Origin of the sequence: Bacillus mycoides (assembly GCF_000832605.1) — a bacterium.
GTDB classification, from domain to species: Bacteria; Bacillota; Bacilli; order Bacillales; family Bacillaceae_G; genus Bacillus_A; species Bacillus_A mycoides.
On sequence record NZ_CP009692.1, the window covers coordinates 3,705,815 to 3,722,365 of the forward strand.

At 36.3% G+C, this 16,551-nt stretch carries 17 protein-coding genes, 2 pseudogenes and 1 other annotated feature (1 of these 20 running past the window's edge); of the genes and pseudogenes, 4 read left to right on the forward strand and 15 right to left on the reverse strand.

Annotation, left to right across the window (positions count from 1 at the left end; genetic code table 11):
- Positions 1-187 (reverse strand) — a binding site (T-box leader); it reaches 28 nt to the left of the window's first position.
- 40 nt (positions 188-227) lie between these two features.
- From BG05_RS20755 to BG05_RS20795, 9 genes are all read right to left on the reverse strand, one after another.
- Positions 228-1,004: a class I SAM-dependent methyltransferase gene (locus BG05_RS20755; RefSeq protein WP_002127165.1), complete on the reverse strand. Its 777-nt coding sequence runs from the start codon at positions 1,002-1,004 to the stop codon at positions 228-230.
- 49 nt (positions 1,005-1,053) lie between these two features.
- Positions 1,054-1,488 (reverse strand): BrxA/BrxB family bacilliredoxin, encoded by a 435-nt coding sequence (locus tag BG05_RS20760; protein WP_002012568.1) that lies wholly within the window; start codon positions 1,486-1,488, stop codon positions 1,054-1,056.
- 82 nt (positions 1,489-1,570) lie between these two features.
- A complete protein-coding gene (locus BG05_RS20765; RefSeq protein WP_002085930.1) occupies positions 1,571-1,954 on the reverse strand; it encodes a thiol-disulfide oxidoreductase DCC family protein in 384 nt (127 codons plus the stop codon).
- 3 nt (positions 1,955-1,957) lie between these two features.
- Positions 1,958-3,085, reverse strand: a complete 1,128-nt coding sequence (locus BG05_RS20770; RefSeq protein ID WP_002012566.1) for a conserved virulence factor C family protein — start codon at positions 3,083-3,085, stop codon at positions 1,958-1,960.
- A gap of 155 nt (positions 3,086-3,240) precedes the next feature.
- Positions 3,241-3,579: a single-stranded DNA-binding protein gene (locus BG05_RS20775; RefSeq protein WP_002012564.1), complete on the reverse strand. Its 339-nt coding sequence runs from the start codon at positions 3,577-3,579 to the stop codon at positions 3,241-3,243.
- Between the two features lie 161 nt (positions 3,580-3,740).
- Positions 3,741-3,995, reverse strand: coding sequence for a DUF4318 domain-containing protein (locus BG05_RS20780; RefSeq protein WP_002127142.1), 255 nt, complete (start codon positions 3,993-3,995; stop codon positions 3,741-3,743).
- Positions 3,996-4,089: 94 nt separating this feature from the next.
- Entirely contained in the window at positions 4,090-4,821 is a 732-nt protein-coding gene (locus tag BG05_RS20785) for a Bax inhibitor-1/YccA family protein (protein ID WP_016126856.1), read from the reverse strand.
- 75 nt (positions 4,822-4,896) lie between these two features.
- Complete coding sequence (locus tag BG05_RS20790; RefSeq protein ID WP_002127139.1) at positions 4,897-6,792, reverse strand: ABC-F family ATP-binding cassette domain-containing protein; 1,896 nt, start codon at positions 6,790-6,792, stop codon at positions 4,897-4,899.
- Positions 6,789-7,436: an HD domain-containing protein gene (locus BG05_RS20795; RefSeq protein WP_002012557.1), complete on the reverse strand. Its 648-nt coding sequence runs from the start codon at positions 7,434-7,436 to the stop codon at positions 6,789-6,791. Before BG05_RS20795 ends, BG05_RS20790 begins: the two co-directional genes overlap by 4 nt.
- 109 nt (positions 7,437-7,545) lie before the next feature.
- Here BG05_RS20795 and BG05_RS20800 point away from each other — a divergent pair, with 109 nt between their 5' ends.
- Positions 7,546-8,283, forward strand: a complete 738-nt coding sequence (locus tag BG05_RS20800) for a hypothetical protein (protein WP_003188983.1) — start codon at positions 7,546-7,548, stop codon at positions 8,281-8,283.
- A gap of 329 nt (positions 8,284-8,612) precedes the next feature.
- On the opposite strand, the gene BG05_RS20810 is transcribed toward BG05_RS20800, so the two are convergent.
- Positions 8,613-9,128 (reverse strand): DUF3231 family protein, encoded by a 516-nt coding sequence (locus BG05_RS20810; protein ID WP_002168501.1) that lies wholly within the window; start codon positions 9,126-9,128, stop codon positions 8,613-8,615.
- A 345-nt stretch (positions 9,129-9,473) separates the two neighbouring features.
- Here BG05_RS20810 and BG05_RS20815 point away from each other — a divergent pair, with 345 nt between their 5' ends.
- Positions 9,474-9,803 (forward strand): WGxxGxxG family protein, encoded by a 330-nt coding sequence (locus tag BG05_RS20815; protein WP_033733937.1) that lies wholly within the window; start codon positions 9,474-9,476, stop codon positions 9,801-9,803.
- Positions 9,804-10,367: 564 nt separating this feature from the next.
- Here BG05_RS20815 and BG05_RS20820 read toward each other — a convergent pair.
- The 5 genes and pseudogenes from BG05_RS20820 to BG05_RS32190 all read right to left on the reverse strand — a co-directional run bounded on the left by BG05_RS20820 (position 10,368) and on the right by BG05_RS32190 (position 14,260).
- Positions 10,368-11,357 (reverse strand): ABC transporter substrate-binding protein, encoded by a 990-nt coding sequence (locus tag BG05_RS20820; protein ID WP_001261484.1) that lies wholly within the window; start codon positions 11,355-11,357, stop codon positions 10,368-10,370.
- Between the two features lie 681 nt (positions 11,358-12,038).
- Positions 12,039-12,581, reverse strand: a complete 543-nt coding sequence (locus tag BG05_RS20825; protein ID WP_003188990.1) for a site-specific integrase — start codon at positions 12,579-12,581, stop codon at positions 12,039-12,041.
- Complete coding sequence (locus tag BG05_RS20830) at positions 12,581-13,063, reverse strand: ArpU family phage packaging/lysis transcriptional regulator (RefSeq protein ID WP_003188992.1); 483 nt, start codon at positions 13,061-13,063, stop codon at positions 12,581-12,583. Before BG05_RS20830 ends, BG05_RS20825 begins: the two co-directional genes overlap by 1 nt.
- Before the next feature lie 319 nt (positions 13,064-13,382).
- Positions 13,383-13,505 carry a DUF3983 domain-containing protein gene (locus tag BG05_RS30705; RefSeq protein WP_087944756.1) on the reverse strand — a complete coding sequence of 41 codons (123 nt, stop codon included), beginning with the start codon at positions 13,503-13,505 and terminating at the stop codon, positions 13,383-13,385.
- 153 nt (positions 13,506-13,658) lie between these two features.
- Positions 13,659-14,260, reverse strand: a pseudogene (locus BG05_RS32190) (DUF6944 family repetitive protein).
- A gap of 457 nt (positions 14,261-14,717) precedes the next feature.
- Between BG05_RS32190 and BG05_RS30010 the strand changes: the two are divergent.
- Together BG05_RS30010 and BG05_RS20845 are read left to right on the forward strand one after the other, a co-directional pair.
- A pseudogene (locus BG05_RS30010) lies at positions 14,718-14,861 on the forward strand (DUF4183 domain-containing protein); the annotation flags it as partial.
- Positions 14,862-15,168: 307 nt separating this feature from the next.
- Positions 15,169-16,293, forward strand: coding sequence for a BclA C-terminal domain-containing protein (locus BG05_RS20845; protein WP_041868011.1), 1,125 nt, complete (start codon positions 15,169-15,171; stop codon positions 16,291-16,293).
- The last annotated feature ends 258 nt before the right edge of the window (positions 16,294-16,551 follow it).

Genomic DNA, 16,551 nt, shown 5'->3' on the forward strand with positions numbered 1-16,551 from the left:
CACCCTTGTTGTTCATTTCGAACCACTTTCCCGTTTATAACGAGGACAGGGGGCCTCGGCTTACTCTACTATTCGTTCAAGAAGCATCTCCGAAGTGCGCTTCATCTTTTTCTTCTGCACTAGGCTCACACCATCCCTAGCTCGCTTTCCTTCTGAAAAAAACTACTCTCTTCATCACAGACAGTATATTTAATTAATTATTGCTTATTATACATCTTTTCAAACAATTAGCAAGGGTCAATTACACCAAAGTGAAACTTAGCACTTTTTCTTTTGTATACGTGAAAATTATGTTTTTCAAATCTAGAACTACGGAAATGATCTTTCAGAACGACACGCTTTCTCGCCACACGCTTCGCTTCCGCAATTGTTTCGTCAGTAATATCATGATACAAAGCGAAGTGTTTTAATCCTTTAATTCCATCTGATTCTATGACAGTTTCTTCGAACATTGGATCAAGGTAAACGACATCATAACTATTATCTTCACATTGTTTTAAAAATGAGTAATGCTCCGTTTGCTTCACATCGATTCGTTGCATTGCCTCATCAATTTCAGAAACAGATGAAGACCATGTTTTTAAACCATTTCCCATAATATAAGCCATATATTCATTGCCTTCAAGTCCCGTTACTTTTCCGCTTTCACCAACAATATAACTAGCTACAATACTATCTGATGCCATACCGAGCGTACAATCTAATACTGTCATTCCGCTCTCTAATTTAGCAGCTTGTACAAACGGATCGTGCTCTCCGCGCATTAACCTTTTCACACGAAACATCGCTGAGTTTGGATGAAAGAAAAACGACTCTTCCGTACCTTTTGGATAAATGGCTAATCGATTTTTCCCTACGACAAGTACATCTTGTTCATACTGCTCATGCAGTTTATGTACTGGTATGTCATTACGTTTAACGAAAGAAAGATTTAATTCTGCTGCTACCTTGTTTGCATAATCTTTCATTTCTTTATTTGTTCTTCCTGCTGTTGTTACTATCATTTTTTCACCTCTATATAAAGAAAAGAGGGAGATTCACTCTCCCCCTACTTTAGCAATTCTTTTCGAAAGCTTGTTCTAAGTTTGTAATAATTTCGTCCATTGTTGCGCCTTCAATTTCATGACGGTGAATGAAGTGAACAACTTCTTTTCCTTTTAGTAATGCCATAGATGGTGAAGATGGAGGAATTTCTCCGAAGTATTCACGCATTTTTACAGTAGCATCTTTATCTTGACCTGCAAATACAGTTACAAGATGATCAGGTTGTTTTTCAGCACGTACAACCGCTTGACCTGCTGATGGACGTGCTAAACCAGCTGCACAACCACAAACAGAGTTTACAACTACTAAAGTTGTACCTGATGCATTCTCCATAAATTCTGTTACAGCTTCTTCTGTAGTTAACTCTTCAAATCCAGAACGCACTAACTCTTGGCGCATTGGAATTACCATTTGACGCATGTATTCTTCATATGCATTTGACATCTTGTATCTCTCCTTCAACTTTCATTCCAAATTTATCATATCACGCTCTATTAATAGGTGCAAAAGAAAGATAACGATGATTTCATTTTTTTGTAGGGATTTCACAAACCCCTTCACGACAGTGTCCAACTGGGACAAGTTTTCTATTGTTGGCAATATAATCGTATACTTTACTTCCAAATCCAAGTACGATAGATAGTTTTATAAAAGGTACTGCAAACCAATAAGATGGAACGGCCTTTGCTAATACGTTAATGCTATGAATTCCGTCATACCACTTATTATTTTTTAAAATATACAATCTTTGTTCCATCTTACTTTGTAATTCTTGAGAAAGTTCATACTTCTCAACTACATCTTCATCTCGAAATGAAACAAATTTCATCTTACCCTTTTTATCTAATCTTTTCGTACGTTCTGCAACCGCCGTACACATCGGGCACCAACTATCATAGAAAACAATCATAAACTATTCCCCTTTACGAGACTCCGTCATTTGCTTCCATACTGATCCTTTTGCTTCTTCGCCGCCTTCAATACGTTCTAAAGCTAAACGTGCTTGCATCGCCACTTCAAACTCCGGATCATCTTCTGCTGCTTTTAGTGCCGGAATTGCACTTTCATCACCAAGTTCAAATAAGAACATTGCTGCACGCCAGCGTACTAATTTACTTGAATCTTTCAAAGATTTAATCATAACGAACATCGCTGCTGGATCACCTACGTCTGATAAGCAATCTCCTGCTGTACGACGAACGCTTACTGAACGATCTAATAACGCTTTATATAATAACGGCAATACTCCTTCACCTTTTACCATACCTAAATAAGCTGTTGCTAAACGGCGGATAGATACTTTCTCATCATCTAATGCCATTTTCAATACCATCATATCTTCTTCCGTTGGATCCATTTGTTCTAAAGCTGCAAAACGGTTTTTCCAGTCAGAATCTTTCATCATCTCTTCTGTTACTTTATATGGCTCACGCTTTTGAATCGTTACTTCAACAGCACCTGCTTGATCTAATAATTCTTTAACCGTTTCATTTACACGTTCTTCTGAATAAGCAGCAATAATTTCTTCTACTACTTCTTTCCCGATTTCTTCAAAATTACCGTAACGTGTACTTTGCTCTACCCACTTACGCTCTTTCACAACGTTAGGTGCAGACATTTGCACTTTCATAATTGATTCTTTAAAACGATCAGGTAAACCAACACGCTCTTCTGAGGTTCCATCTGTTAACTTCACTTGCATCGGAATTGTAAAGAACATTTGAACAAACACTTTCACTTCTCCAAAATGAGAAAGTTGTTGTTCTTCGCTTTCTTCCACTATTTCTTCACCGAAAACAGCACGAACTTGTTGTAATAAAACTTTCCAGTCATACTTCGCATTTCGCTCCACTGCTAAAAAGTCTGCAACATGATACACACCTTTAATGCCTTCAATCTTCAAAATTTCTTGCACTTGCACTGGTGCTTGTTCTTTATTTTCATTTGTATAATTATTACGCGCTCCTGATGGTAATACTTCATTCAAAATAACTTTCATTGTATTTGGACTTGGCGTCGGTTCAATTGCTTTAATCTTCACGTAAAAAACTCTCCTTTATTGCGTGTTCTTAGCTGTATTGTAACATGTTACCCCTTTATACTCCTACTCGGATGCTTAATTTTATTGATTTCTTCCCATCATCATACTTTCTCTTTCCACCTAATTAATCCGAAACTATCATTAAAATTCTAATATTATTGCGATGCACTCTCCCGCCTTCTCTCTAAAAATGTAATATTCTCAATCAGAACTTCAGTTCTATATACTCTCTTTCCTTGTTCATCATCGTAATTACTCGTATGAATACGCCCTGTAATCCCAACAAGTGAGCCTTTCGTACAATATTCTGTTACATTTTCAGCCGACCTTCTCCATACAACACAATTAATAAAATCTACTTGTTGCTCACCTAAACTATTTCGAAAACCTCTATTCACCGCAACACATATTCGTGCATAAGCGACACCTTGTTTTGTGTAGTATAATTCTGGCTCCTTTGTCAATCTACCGATTAATACAACTCGATTCATCATAAGTTATACCACCTCACATATTTTTCTTCATTGTAAAGAAAAATGTTGGAAGGGTAAAAAGTACAAAACGGCATGTTTGTAAATAAAAAGTATTACTTTATATCTTACAAAACTAAAAAAGAAACCCTACATAGTTTAAACATGTAAGGTTTCCAAAAACATTATACTTTACTGCAAGATATGTAATATCCTCCGCGGGCCATCTTTATTTCAGCGCGGTACATTACATTTTCTAAGTAGAAAGTAATCGGTTTAACTTTACTCTCAATTTTTAATTGTTCATTACATTTAGTCGCATAGCTTTCAATAGCTGAACGAATAACTTCTGCTGATGGATATGTTAAAGCGTCATCTAGTTCTATGAAAAAACTTTTAGAAAATAGTTTTTTCATAATCCCTTTTTTCTCTTTCATCATATTCCATCCCCCTTCAATTTAAGTCGCCAGCATCCATATTTTCAATTTATCTTTAAAAATAAAAAAACCTGCACATTTCATGCAGGATTTTTTATTAGTCATTTTTCGTAAAGTAAGAAACGAAACGAAGAATTTCTAAGTATAACCATACTAGCGTCATCATTAGACCCATTGCACTGTACCACTCCATATATTTTGGAGCTTGGCTACGTGCACCATTTTCGATTAAATCGAAATCTAGTAATAAATTTAATGCAGCAACTACAATAATAACTGCACTAATGATCATACCAATTGTTCCACCTTGGTGAATATATGGAACAGAAACACCGAACATGTTTAATAAGAATACGATTAAATACATAACCATAATTCCCATTGTTGCTGCCATAACACCTGTGCGGAATTTATCAGTTACCTTCACTACGCGTGTTGCATATAAAACTAACATCGCAAATAGAATTGAGATTGTTAGTAATACAGCGTTTAAAACGATAGAATCCTGAAATTTCATTGCATAAACTGCTGAAATACTTCCTAACACTACCCCTTCTACTGCCGCATAAATCGGTGCACCAATTGGTGATATGCGCGGGAAGAAGATAGATGCAAACGCAACGATTGCCGCAATAACTAAAGCACCAATTAATACTGGCATTTTCATCGTACCATTTGACATCTGTATGTATGAATAGACAGACGTTGCAAGCAGCAAGATAAGCATGATAAACGTTTTGCCTACTGTTCCGCCAATAGTCATCGCAGAAGTATTTGCTCCCTCTTTACGGAATGCCTCTTTTTTCAACATTGGATTAGATGTTCTCATTTTTTCCCTCCTAAAATAGGTTCTACCAATAGTGTAAAGTTTTTCTCTTTACTTTTCAATATATGCAGCTTGTTTTTATTTTAATCCTTCAACGATGTCGGATAGTTCACTCCATCGTTCCATCGTTTTTTCTAGCTCTTCTTCTATCTTCTGCCCTGCTTCAGATAATTCTTGGGCCTTTGTGAAGTCAGATCCAACATTCGTAAGTTCTTCTCCAATTGATTCAAGTTTCTCTTCTAGTTGTGCAATTGTATCTTCAATTGTTTCCCATTCACGCTGCTCATTGTAAGAAAGTTTACGTTTACGTTGTTGTTTCGGAGCCTCTTCTACTACTTTTTTCTCCTTTTGAACTTCTGCTTTCTCAATGAGTTCTCTCGTTTTTTCCATTTCTAAATACTCTGTATAACTACCTAGGAATTCACGCACTTCGCCTTCGCCAGTAAAGATGAACAATTCATCTACTACTTTATCTAAGAAGTAACGGTCATGCGATACAGTTAAAACGACACCTGGGAAATCTTCTAAATAATCTTCTAGCACTGTTAATGTTTGTGTGTCTAAATCATTCGTAGGCTCATCAAGTAATAGTACGTTTGGTTCTCCCATTAAAATACGCAATAAATATAACCGTCTTCTTTCGCCACCAGATAGTTTACCAAGCGTTGTTCCATGTGAATGCGGTAGGAATAAGAAACGTTCTAGCATTTGAGATGCGCCAATTACTTTTCCGTCTGTCGTATGAATAACTTCCGCAATTTCTTTAATGTATTCAATCATACGCTGGTTTAAATTCATCTCTTCATTTTCTTGCGTATAATAGGCAACTTTTACAGTTTGTCCTACTTCAATTTCACCACTATCAGGAGAGAATTTTCCTGCAAGCATATTTAATAGTGATGATTTTCCACTTCCATTTGCTCCGATGATTCCGATACGATCACCAGGCTTCACAATATGATTAAAGTTATGTAATACTGTTTTATCACCAAATTTTTTCGTTACATCTTTTAATTCAAGTACTTTCTTTCCTAAACGACTTCCACTTAGTGCAATATCAACTGATTGCTTCGCTGCTGGTCCTTCTTGTCCCTTCAGCTCATCAAAACGCTGAATACGCGCCTTTTGTTTCGTAGAACGGGCTTTTGCACCACGGCGAATCCAAGCAAGTTCACGACGATATAAATTTTGGCGTTTTGATTCTTGTGCCGATTCCTGCTCTTCACGAAGTGCTTTCGCTTCTAAAAATGTACTGTAGTTTCCTTCGTAGCTATACAGTTTACCGTTATCTAATTCAAAAATACGGTTTGTCACACGGTCTAAGAAATAACGATCATGGGTTACAAGTAATACCGCACCTGTATATCTTGCTAAATATTCTTCTAACCATTCAACTGTCTCATGGTCAAGGTGGTTCGTAGGCTCATCCAAAATTAATAAATCAGGTGTTTCAATAAAACATTGCGCCATTGCAATACGCTTTTTTTGTCCACCAGATAGGTTTCCAACAGTTGCTGTAAAATCAGTAATTCCTAATTTCGTTAATAACGATTTTGCATTCGCATTTGCTTCCCATGCACTCATCGCATCCATACGTTGCTGCACTGCAAATAATTGTTCCTGTACTTTTTCATTACTTGGATCTTTTTCGATATTTAATAACGATTGTTCATAATCACGAAGAAGACGAATTAAAGGTGTATCACCATGGAACACTTGCTCTAATACTGTTAGTTTTTCATCAAACTCTGGTTGCTGTGATAAATAACTAATTGTATATCCGCGTGAATGCGTCATATCACCTGTATCAGGAGTTTCTAATCCTGCAATAATTTTTAATAACGTTGATTTACCAGTACCGTTTACACCGATAATTCCGACACGTTGTCCTTCTGTAATACTACATGATAATCCATCAAATAACGGTTTTTCTCCGTATGATTTCGATAAGTTCTCCACAGTTAACATTTTCATATTTGTGCATTCCACTCTTTCATAAATTGTTCAATAAACTGTTCCATATAACGATGACGAACTTCAGCCTCTTGTTTTGCTGCATTCGTGTTCATTAAATCTTTTAGTTTTAAAAGCTTTTCATAAAAATGATTTAAAGATGGATCATTATTTTTTCTATATTCATCTTTCGTCATCACTTCTCGAGGAGGGATAGTTGGATCATACATTAATCTCCCTTTCGCTCCTCCGTATGCAAACGTTCGAGCTATTCCAATTGCACCAAGAGCATCTAAACGATCCGCATCTTGAACAATTCTACCTTCAAGTGACTCAACTGTGCCACCATGACCGCCCTTATAAGACATATTGGCGATGATATGAAGAACATGCTTACTTTCATCTTCTTCAACACGTAACTCTTCTAACCAATCAGAAACTTTTTTCATTCCTGCTTCTTCACTCTCATTTAACTTCTCATCTGCTACATCGTGAAGTAATGCTGCCATTTCAATTATAAAACGATTTCCCCCTTCTTGCTCGGATAAAGAAATCGCCAATTTATGTACGCGTTCAATATGATACCAATCATGCCCACTCGCATCTTTTTCTAAAATATGCTTTACGAAAGTTATTGTTTTTTGTATTTTTTCTTGTTTTATCATTTTATCTTCACCCAGTTACTTATTGTAACACGCCCGCATTTTTTCATCACATATTTTCTTGTCCGCCCATACACTAGGTGGTAGGCATCATTATGAAGGAGGAATAAAAATGTTCTATAATAACCAACCGCCTTACCCACAACAACCATTTTCCCCTCAACATCAGGAACAAAGATATGCCGAACAATATGAGGAGCAAGAGACACAACATCAAGAGCCACAATACGAACAAAATCCATACGCAACACCGCAAACTCAAGGAGCTGAATATCAACAAAATCCATATGACACACGTCCAAATTATGAATATCCTCAAAACCCATATGCAGCATCACCAACTCAAGAACAACAATATCAGCAAAATCCATACACAACTCAGTACACTCAAGAACAACAAAATCCATATGTACCGCAGCGCACCCAAGAACAACAATATCAGCAAAATCCATATGCAAATCAGCCACAACAGCCAATGTATCAACCAAACTCCGAACAACGTGTCTCCCCACCTGCACCACCAACTATCGATCCGACGCAACCACAAATTTTACCGCCTGGTCCAACATTCGATATTACACAGCCACAAATTTTACCACCAGGACCTATTACAGAACCAACACAACAACAAATTCAACAAGTTGTCGGTACACATTTTTTACCTTTAAAGAAACCTGTACTAGATTTCGTAAAACCTTGGGTAGATTACGGTTTAAATGAAGCAAAACATACATCACATCAACACGCTTTAACTGAGGTTGCTGCAATTATGTTCTTAGTTGGTAAAGGATTCACCCCAACGATTGCTCATTATATTGTTGAATCTTGGGAGAAGAATGAGCAGTTTTAAGGTGGTTCATTTTATATTATATAAAACTAGAAAAGTGTCACAAATGCCTGTTATACAAGCATTTGTGACACTTTTTATTTGTTATATTATATTCTATTGCAAAAGGGGATTTCATATTTTTTCACGTGTTTTTATATTATTTGTGAGCAATGTTTTCCCCTACTACTCACAATACAACTATAACATGCTAATTCCAAAACAATCGGCACATATACTACCAAAAAGCGGTCACGACTCTGCCAATTATTTTAATTTGCTAATCGCCTTTATTTCCCTAAACAATCTCACTGCAGCAGCCATAAAGAATAAATTGAATTTTTATTTAAGCATTATGCTTGATCTGATTGTAGAACATGTAATGGAGGTGGAATAATCCAACCTTTTTTCTTATTCAGACGAAGTAATATAGCTCCAGCTTGTGCTTTTTTTAAATGGAATTGACCAAACATCATTCCTACATCCTCTCGTAGAGATTGTCCCATAGCTTGGCTACATGCTACTAACCCAGCAGCAAGATCCATAGAAACTTTAGCTGCAATTTCCGCATCATTAATACGAGCACCAGGAGGAATCGTTTCAATAGATGCAACTGGTCTTTCTGGAGGTGCTGGTGGTAATGCAACTCCATTCAATTTTAATATATTTTTTAATTCTTCAACTTCTGATTGGATATCATTCTCTACAAGGTTTTCTAAAAATTTCTTTAAATCCTCGTCTCCTGTGTGGTTAATAAGAACTTGATATCCAGCAATTGCTCCTTGTGCAGCTGCAAGGTAACTCCAAATCCCAAAGACTTCTCCGTAGTGCATTGGTTCATTTTGTGGATTTCCACTTAAAATACCCATGAAAATATTCCTCCTTAAAGAAATTAGACTTTTAGCAACAATACTTACTATAGAAAAAATTTTCCCAACCATGTTCTGGATTAAAGAAAATAAGTTCTTATAACTCATAAGGAACACCTTACCCAAATATAGTAATTACCTCTCATAGAATGTACCGTTACCAAAAATTTATTCTTATAAGGAATAAATACATTTCAATTAACTTAATCCATTATTATAAGTACTTTTAATAATAAAAATTAAAGAGGTTTATCGGAATTTCAATTCAAATGGTTTTATGTATTTTCAACCGAATATTGTCTAAAGGAACTGGAGACATTACTAAATACGAAAGGAGGGAAAACCATGAAGAAAAAACTTTCATCTATTTTAGGTGCCCTATTACTAACTATTACGGTTTTTGGTACAAGCGTCCATGCTGAATACGATGGATATAATACGAATAGAGTTAACAATAATAATACTACAACTCGAGTTAATGACTATAACACGAATAGAGTTAATGACTATAACATGAATAGAGTTAATAATGATGTGAGAACTCGAAATGTAAATACGACAAATGATTTAAAGGATAATCGTAATAAAAATAATAATTGGACTTGGCTTGGTTTATTGGGACTACTAGGATTATTTGGTCTTAGAAAAAAAGACAAAGATCCAGAAACACGTTAATGTAGAACATTGTATTTAATTTTAAAAGATATTTATTTATCAAAATAATACAAAATGAATCGCCTTTAATAAGGCGATTTTTTATTTTTTAAAATCAATAAGAATCACAATAAACAGATGCAATTAATCGGAAACAATGAATTTCTTAACTTAATAGTAATAGAGCATTACATCTATTTGACGAACTACGCTCCTTTTTTATGCCTTTTCTTCACTTACCCATATCTTATATTGTGTGTAACTGAGTCTATCACTAAATCCCTTGCTATCATTGACTTTATAAAACCTTTTCTTTTGAGTTACACAGTACGAAATTTATGAGTAACTGTATAGGGATACCACCACATGCCCATCAAGCTAAAGTTTTATTACACCCCCAGAACGAAATTTTTAGGCTTTCTTGTAACGAAAAAGCTTATTAATCGTTTTGGGGGTGACCTGTTTTCTTAGGTTGATGGCAATGTGGTGCTACCCCTTCAAAAGTTTCCATTAAAAAATAGTAAAAGCCGGAAAGTATTTTTATACTCTCCGGCCTTACTATAAAAAAATTAAGAAGTTGAAACCTTATTTGCTAAGCATAATTTTCTCAAGTTCATCTAACATTTTGTTAGCTGCAATTACACCACCAGCAGTATTCCAAACTGCATCACTAACTTCATGTGCATTTCCATTTTTAACAGCATTTAGATTTTTCCAAAGAGGATCGCTTGTCATTTCTTTTGCTTTATCTAAAGCTTTTTGATCATTCTCTGGCGCATATGTAAAGTAAAAAAGAACATCTCCATCCATTTTAGGAATCATTTCTTTTCCTACATCTATAGCAAGGTTGCCAAATTTACTGTTAGCAGTAAAAAGCTCTTTTTGCTGTTTCACACGTTTAAAACCTAATTGATCAAAAATAACTCCAGAAAAAGAATCTGTGTAATAAATACGAGAAGTTCCAGCCATGAAACGGACAACAGAAACTTCTTGATTTACTTTATCACCTAATTTTTGTTTTACACCTTCTAGGTGTGCATCAAATTTGCTTAATACTTTGTTGCCTTCTTCTTCACGATTTAAAGCTTTTGCATATAATTTAAAGTTTTCCTTCCAATCGCCTCCTAGTGTATCTGAAAATACTGTTGGAGCAATTGCGCTTAATTTATCGTACACCTTTTCTTGGCGTACCTTATTACCAATAATTAAATCAGGTTTTAACGATGCAATTTTCTCTAAGTTGACTTCATGTTCAACCCCTACAACTTTAACATCTTTCATATCGCTTTTAATATGATCGTACCATGGATCCCCTAGCCAAGATTTCACAGCACCAACAGGCTTTACTCCCATTGATAAAATCGCTTCTGTTCCTTCGTTAGTTAAAACAACAACGCGTTTAGGAGTTTTTGTGATCTTTGTTTCACCCATAGCATGTTTAACGGTATAACCTTGTACTTTGTTTGATTTTGACTCTGTTTTTTCTTTTGACACTTCATTGCTACCACAAGCAGCTATGAACACTAAAAAAAGAGCTGACAATAAACTAAGTATCGTCTTTAAATATGTACGCATAGTAAGTCCTCCGATAAGTTCGATAATGATTTTCATTATTAATAATGATGTATAAATTAATAAACTGTCAATGATATTTTGTCAGATATTTAAAAAATGCATTGAAATATCTGACAAAACATAAGAAATCAGCTAGATAGGAATACGGAAATGATTCAAAGAATAACCTTCCACATCTGAAAGTTTTTCAAATTTGGTGGGTCCTTTATATTATACTTTGGCCTATAGTTTCCTATAAGAGTCCCGCCCCATAGCCATCAAGCTAAAATTTTATAGTACCCCCAGAACGAAATTTTGTGCTACTTGTAACAAAAAAGTACATTTTTTCGTTTTTGGGAGCAACCAAATTCTTAACTTGATGGTGATGGGATACCACCAATATTTTGCAAAATAACCTACGCTATTTGGAAAAATAAAATAAGCTGCCCATGTGGACAGCTTATTTACATAATTATCGTTATTGGTAGCAAGGAAAAAGTGGCCCCTTACTCTGACAAGGGAACCTCCTTTTTTGTTCTACGGATTTATGCATTATTTTATACATCCCTATCCTGGCGCGGGTTTTCGGGTTCTCGTTTGTTACTGGATTAGTCCAAAACTGTATAAAATTTTGTATGCTCTTAGCGTGGGGGGGGCAAAAATGCTGGCGATACCCCTAAATTTAAAAGAAAAAAGCAATGCTTAGATTTTAAACCTAGTCATTGCTTTATCCATTGCATCTTGGTTTACACCTATATAACGTAACGTGACCTTCTCTGACGAGTGATTGAATATCTCCATGAGTAATGCTATGTTTTTCGTTTGCATGTACATATGATACCCGTACGTCTTTCTTAACGTATGTGTTCCTATCTCATCTAATCCAAACTCTGCCGCTGCTCCAATTAATATCTTATATGCCATGCTACGACCAATTGGACGATTCTTCCCTTGTCTACTTTGTAGTAAATACTCATTGTCTTCTCTTTCTTCAATAAACCATTTAAGTTCTCTTTTTAATGCTGCAGTAATTTGAATACGTTTTTGTTTGCCTGTCTTCTTTTCCCGCATAGATATATGACTACCTTTTACGTCACTTACTTTCAATTTTAAAATATCACTAATTCGCAAACCTGTATTAATCCCCATGATAAACAGAATATAATTACGATCACTTTTGTCCTTGAAGTACTCCTTTAAATACTGTATTTGTTCTGAATCACGTATTGGCTGAACAAAATTCATTATTCATTACCTCCAGTCTCTTCTGTCTCGTAAACTTCTAATCCAAATGCAAAAGCGAGCTTATAAAAGGCTTTAGACTTCCAACGTCGATAAGTACGCTCTGACATTCCGATTTCGTTATAGACCATGTAATCACATACATCCTCTTCTTCTAAATAGCGTTTATAAATAATATCTCTTTGGATAATTCCTGCTCGTCCGTTTCCTAATCGATTTAGAAATTGATTAATACGTAATGACATCCTTTCAAGCCATTCTTCTCGTTTACTTTGTTGAATATTTGCTATAGCAACATCTTCTAACGGCTTACCAACTGCATGTGTAGGACCGTGCTCACGCATTTCATAAGAAGGAGTGACCTTCATTTCTTTGCGCATCATCCCAAATTGCCTATGTATACGTATGCTTTCCAACACACCTTCTAATTCCTCCTGTGTTGCTGATCTATCGATTTTTGGTAAGAAAGATAATTGTTTAGTCATGTAGAACCACTCCTTTGTATTTTTTTACTTTTATTTTAACGCTCCACGTCTACGTTCATAACGTGGTCCACGAACTCCCATTAACTCTTCAATTTCACAAGTACTAAATTTCTCTTTTCGTTTTTTCTTATTTTTCTTCTTTTTCTTCTTTGCTTGTTTTGATTGCTTTTTCCACTCACGTAACTAATCCTTTAGCACCTTCATTTCCCCATCTCCTTTTTCAAAATAAAAAGGACACCTATTCTTAAAACAGCTTTAACTGCTACTTTAATGAATTGGTGTCCTCTAGTTTTCTAGCCGGACTGTATTCTGTTTTCATTTATTTGATAATACCAGCCTGCACAAAGATACTTCTCCAAGCTTTGTTAACTTGATATTTATCAACGGCTATCGCACGACGAGCAATAGCTCTTCTTATTTTCTTTTTCTTTGCATTTGCCATTCTCCTCATCCCTTTCATGCAAACGTCTCTCATTTCCATTTTGGAGCGTTTTGCTCCTTTTGATACCTATTACATTCAAAAATAATCTAAACGTGAATTGTACCTATTTTATAAATTCCTTTTCCCCACAAAAGGATTATTTTATTAAGTTCTCTATGAAATACTTTCTTCTATCTCTTGGCTTTCTTCTCTTATTTGACCGATTAATGAAACTACTGAACCGACCGCTTGGACCCAACTCCCCGTAATCACTATAAGCTGTCCATCCTCCTCATCGCCTTCCGAAATTCCCTCCACTTTATCCCGACTAGCTTTCAATTCATCTATTCCACCTATTGCCTGTAATGAATTGCCAGTTGCTTGTAACACATTCCCGACAATGTTATACGATTCATCTATATTGGAACTATCCTCTATTTCCCCACCTATTGATGTAACACCACCTAATGCTTGTATCCAATTTCCTGCAATCACTAATTTTTTTGTGTTTCATCTTCAAATTCTATAATGAGTCCTGTTAGAACCGTTACATTACCAATTGATTGGATTTCGTTCCCAATCAATTCAAGGGATATTTCTCCTTGTCCATCAGCCTCCAGACCATTCCCCGTTGCCTGTAATACATTCCCCCATACGTTCAAGTCTTTTCTTAATTCGCTGTTCAATCTTTTTAAAGGTGTACTCCCAATCGCAGCAATAATTGTCCCTACTGCAACAAACCAAGCGCCAACTATCTCCTTAATCGGATCATCCATTCTCAATCTATCCCGTCATTAATTTAGTACTTACAGGATATGAATTGGCACATCTTCATGTTAATGGCCTACTCCTCTTCCTCCTGAATAAAACTCAATATTTCGTCAATACTATACATACATCTAGAGTTAAATCCCTGTTTGGAGCAGTTAGCTTTTGCTAGCTGCTCTTTGTTTTTAAAAATGCACGTAATTGACTGGACACACATAAAATATTTTGTGTTCCTTTTTATATAAAATAAGTTAGTCGTTACAAATGGATAATCTCGTCACGAGAGCACTTTATTAAGTGCTCTATTTATGTTTTAAACTACTACAAAATGAAATTTTTATAAAAAGCTTTCTCAACACCTAATTGACGGAAATCATTTTCCTTTTATGGTAATCTATTGGTAATTACATGAAGGTTTAGTGTTTCCTTAAAAGGACCCGTCCCCTAATCGGGTCCTTTTAAATGTTCTCTACTTTTACGCTTTATATTAATGGCATTATTCAAACAGGCGATACTATTACTGGTGTGACTACTACAGCTGCTACTATTGTAGGCGGAGCCGTCCTAGATGGAGATACTCCTATTGCAATTGAATTTACTATAACGTAACTTTAGTTGTCTTTTTAGAGGTTTCATTAAAAGAAACCTCTAATTTTAAAAACTGACATTAACTTTAGTAGCAACTACATAATACAGTGCATATACTAGTATAGAATGATAGGAATTTATACTCACTCTCGAAAAGAGCACTTATATATAGTGCTCTTTTTGGTATGGAATGTGAAATAAAGGCTTGCTCTTAAAACCTTTTATGTAATTATTGTAGGTTTTTTCCTTACACCCGTGTGTCTGTTTACTCATAAGTTGTTAAAGTATAAATATACATTGGTAGTTAATTTATAAGGGAGGTGTAAAAATGAGTAAATTTAAAAAGAATTGTCACATACCCTTTCCATGTTCCTTTCCTTTGCCTCAAATAGGGCCTACTGGAATAACTGGACCTACCGGAATAACTGGAATAACTGGAGTAACTGGACCTTCTGGTGGACCTCCGGGGCCTACTGGACCTACCGGCATAACCGGAGCAACTGGACCTTCTGGACCTCCAGGAATAACTGGAGCAACCGGGCCTTCTAGTGGACCTCCAGGACCTACTGGACCTACCGGAGCAACTGGACCTTCTGGCGGACCTCCAGGGCCTACTGGACCTACCGGATTTCCAGGAACTGGTGGACCTCCAGGGCCTACTGGGCCTACCGGCATAACCGGAGTAACTGGACCTTCTGGTGGACCTCCAGGGCCTACTGGACCTACCGGATTTCCAGGAACTGGTGGACCTCCGGGGCCTACTGGGCCTACCGGCATAACCGGAGCAACCGGGCCTTCTGGTGGACCTCCGGGGCCTACTGGGCCTACCGGCATAACCGGAGCAACCGGGCCTTCTGGTGGACCTCCGGGGCCTTCTGGACCTACCGGAATAACAGGAGCAACCGGACCTTCTGGTGGACCTCCAGGACCTACTGGACCTACCGGAGCAACTGGACCTTCTGGTGGACCTCCGGGGCCTACCGGACCTACCGGATTGCCAGGAACTGCTGGAGCTACTGGGCCTACCGGACTTACAGTATCTGGGTTATCTCATTATGCTTATGTTTTCAATACATCAGCTCAAGTTGTTGCCTTAGAAGCACCTATTCTTTTTAATTCACATGGTAGAATGACATCTGGTTTTACTCATACGCTGGGAACTTCTCAATTAATGGTTCTTAATGCAGGAGATTATAAAATTTCTTTTTCTGTATCAGGAGTTGAGCCTAATCAATTCACACTTTTTTTAAATGGTGCTCCGGTTACCAGCGCAGTTTATGGATCAGGTGCAGGAACTCAACCAAACAACGGCCAAACAATCCTCGCTTTAGCTGCAGGTGATATTATTACCCTTAATAATCATACTTCCGCTGCTGCAGTTACTTTGCAGACTTTGGCAGGTGGAACACAAACAAATATAAATGCTTCGATTGTAATTGAAAAATTAAATTAATTTAATCATTTATTTCTTGAAACTCTGGCAGTAAATAACCTAGAGTGGATTCTTTTTTAACAAGCAGCAGTTAGCTTTTGCTAGCTGCTCTTTTAATTAAAATAACGATTTTATTTGAACCCATTCACCAATTTCATACTTTTACATACTATAAATACTACCTTTCTATATAATGCACGCTCGTCATTTTCATTATGATTAGGCATAAAGAGTGCTCTCAATCAGCGCTCTTTTTTATTACTTTGAATACATTATTAC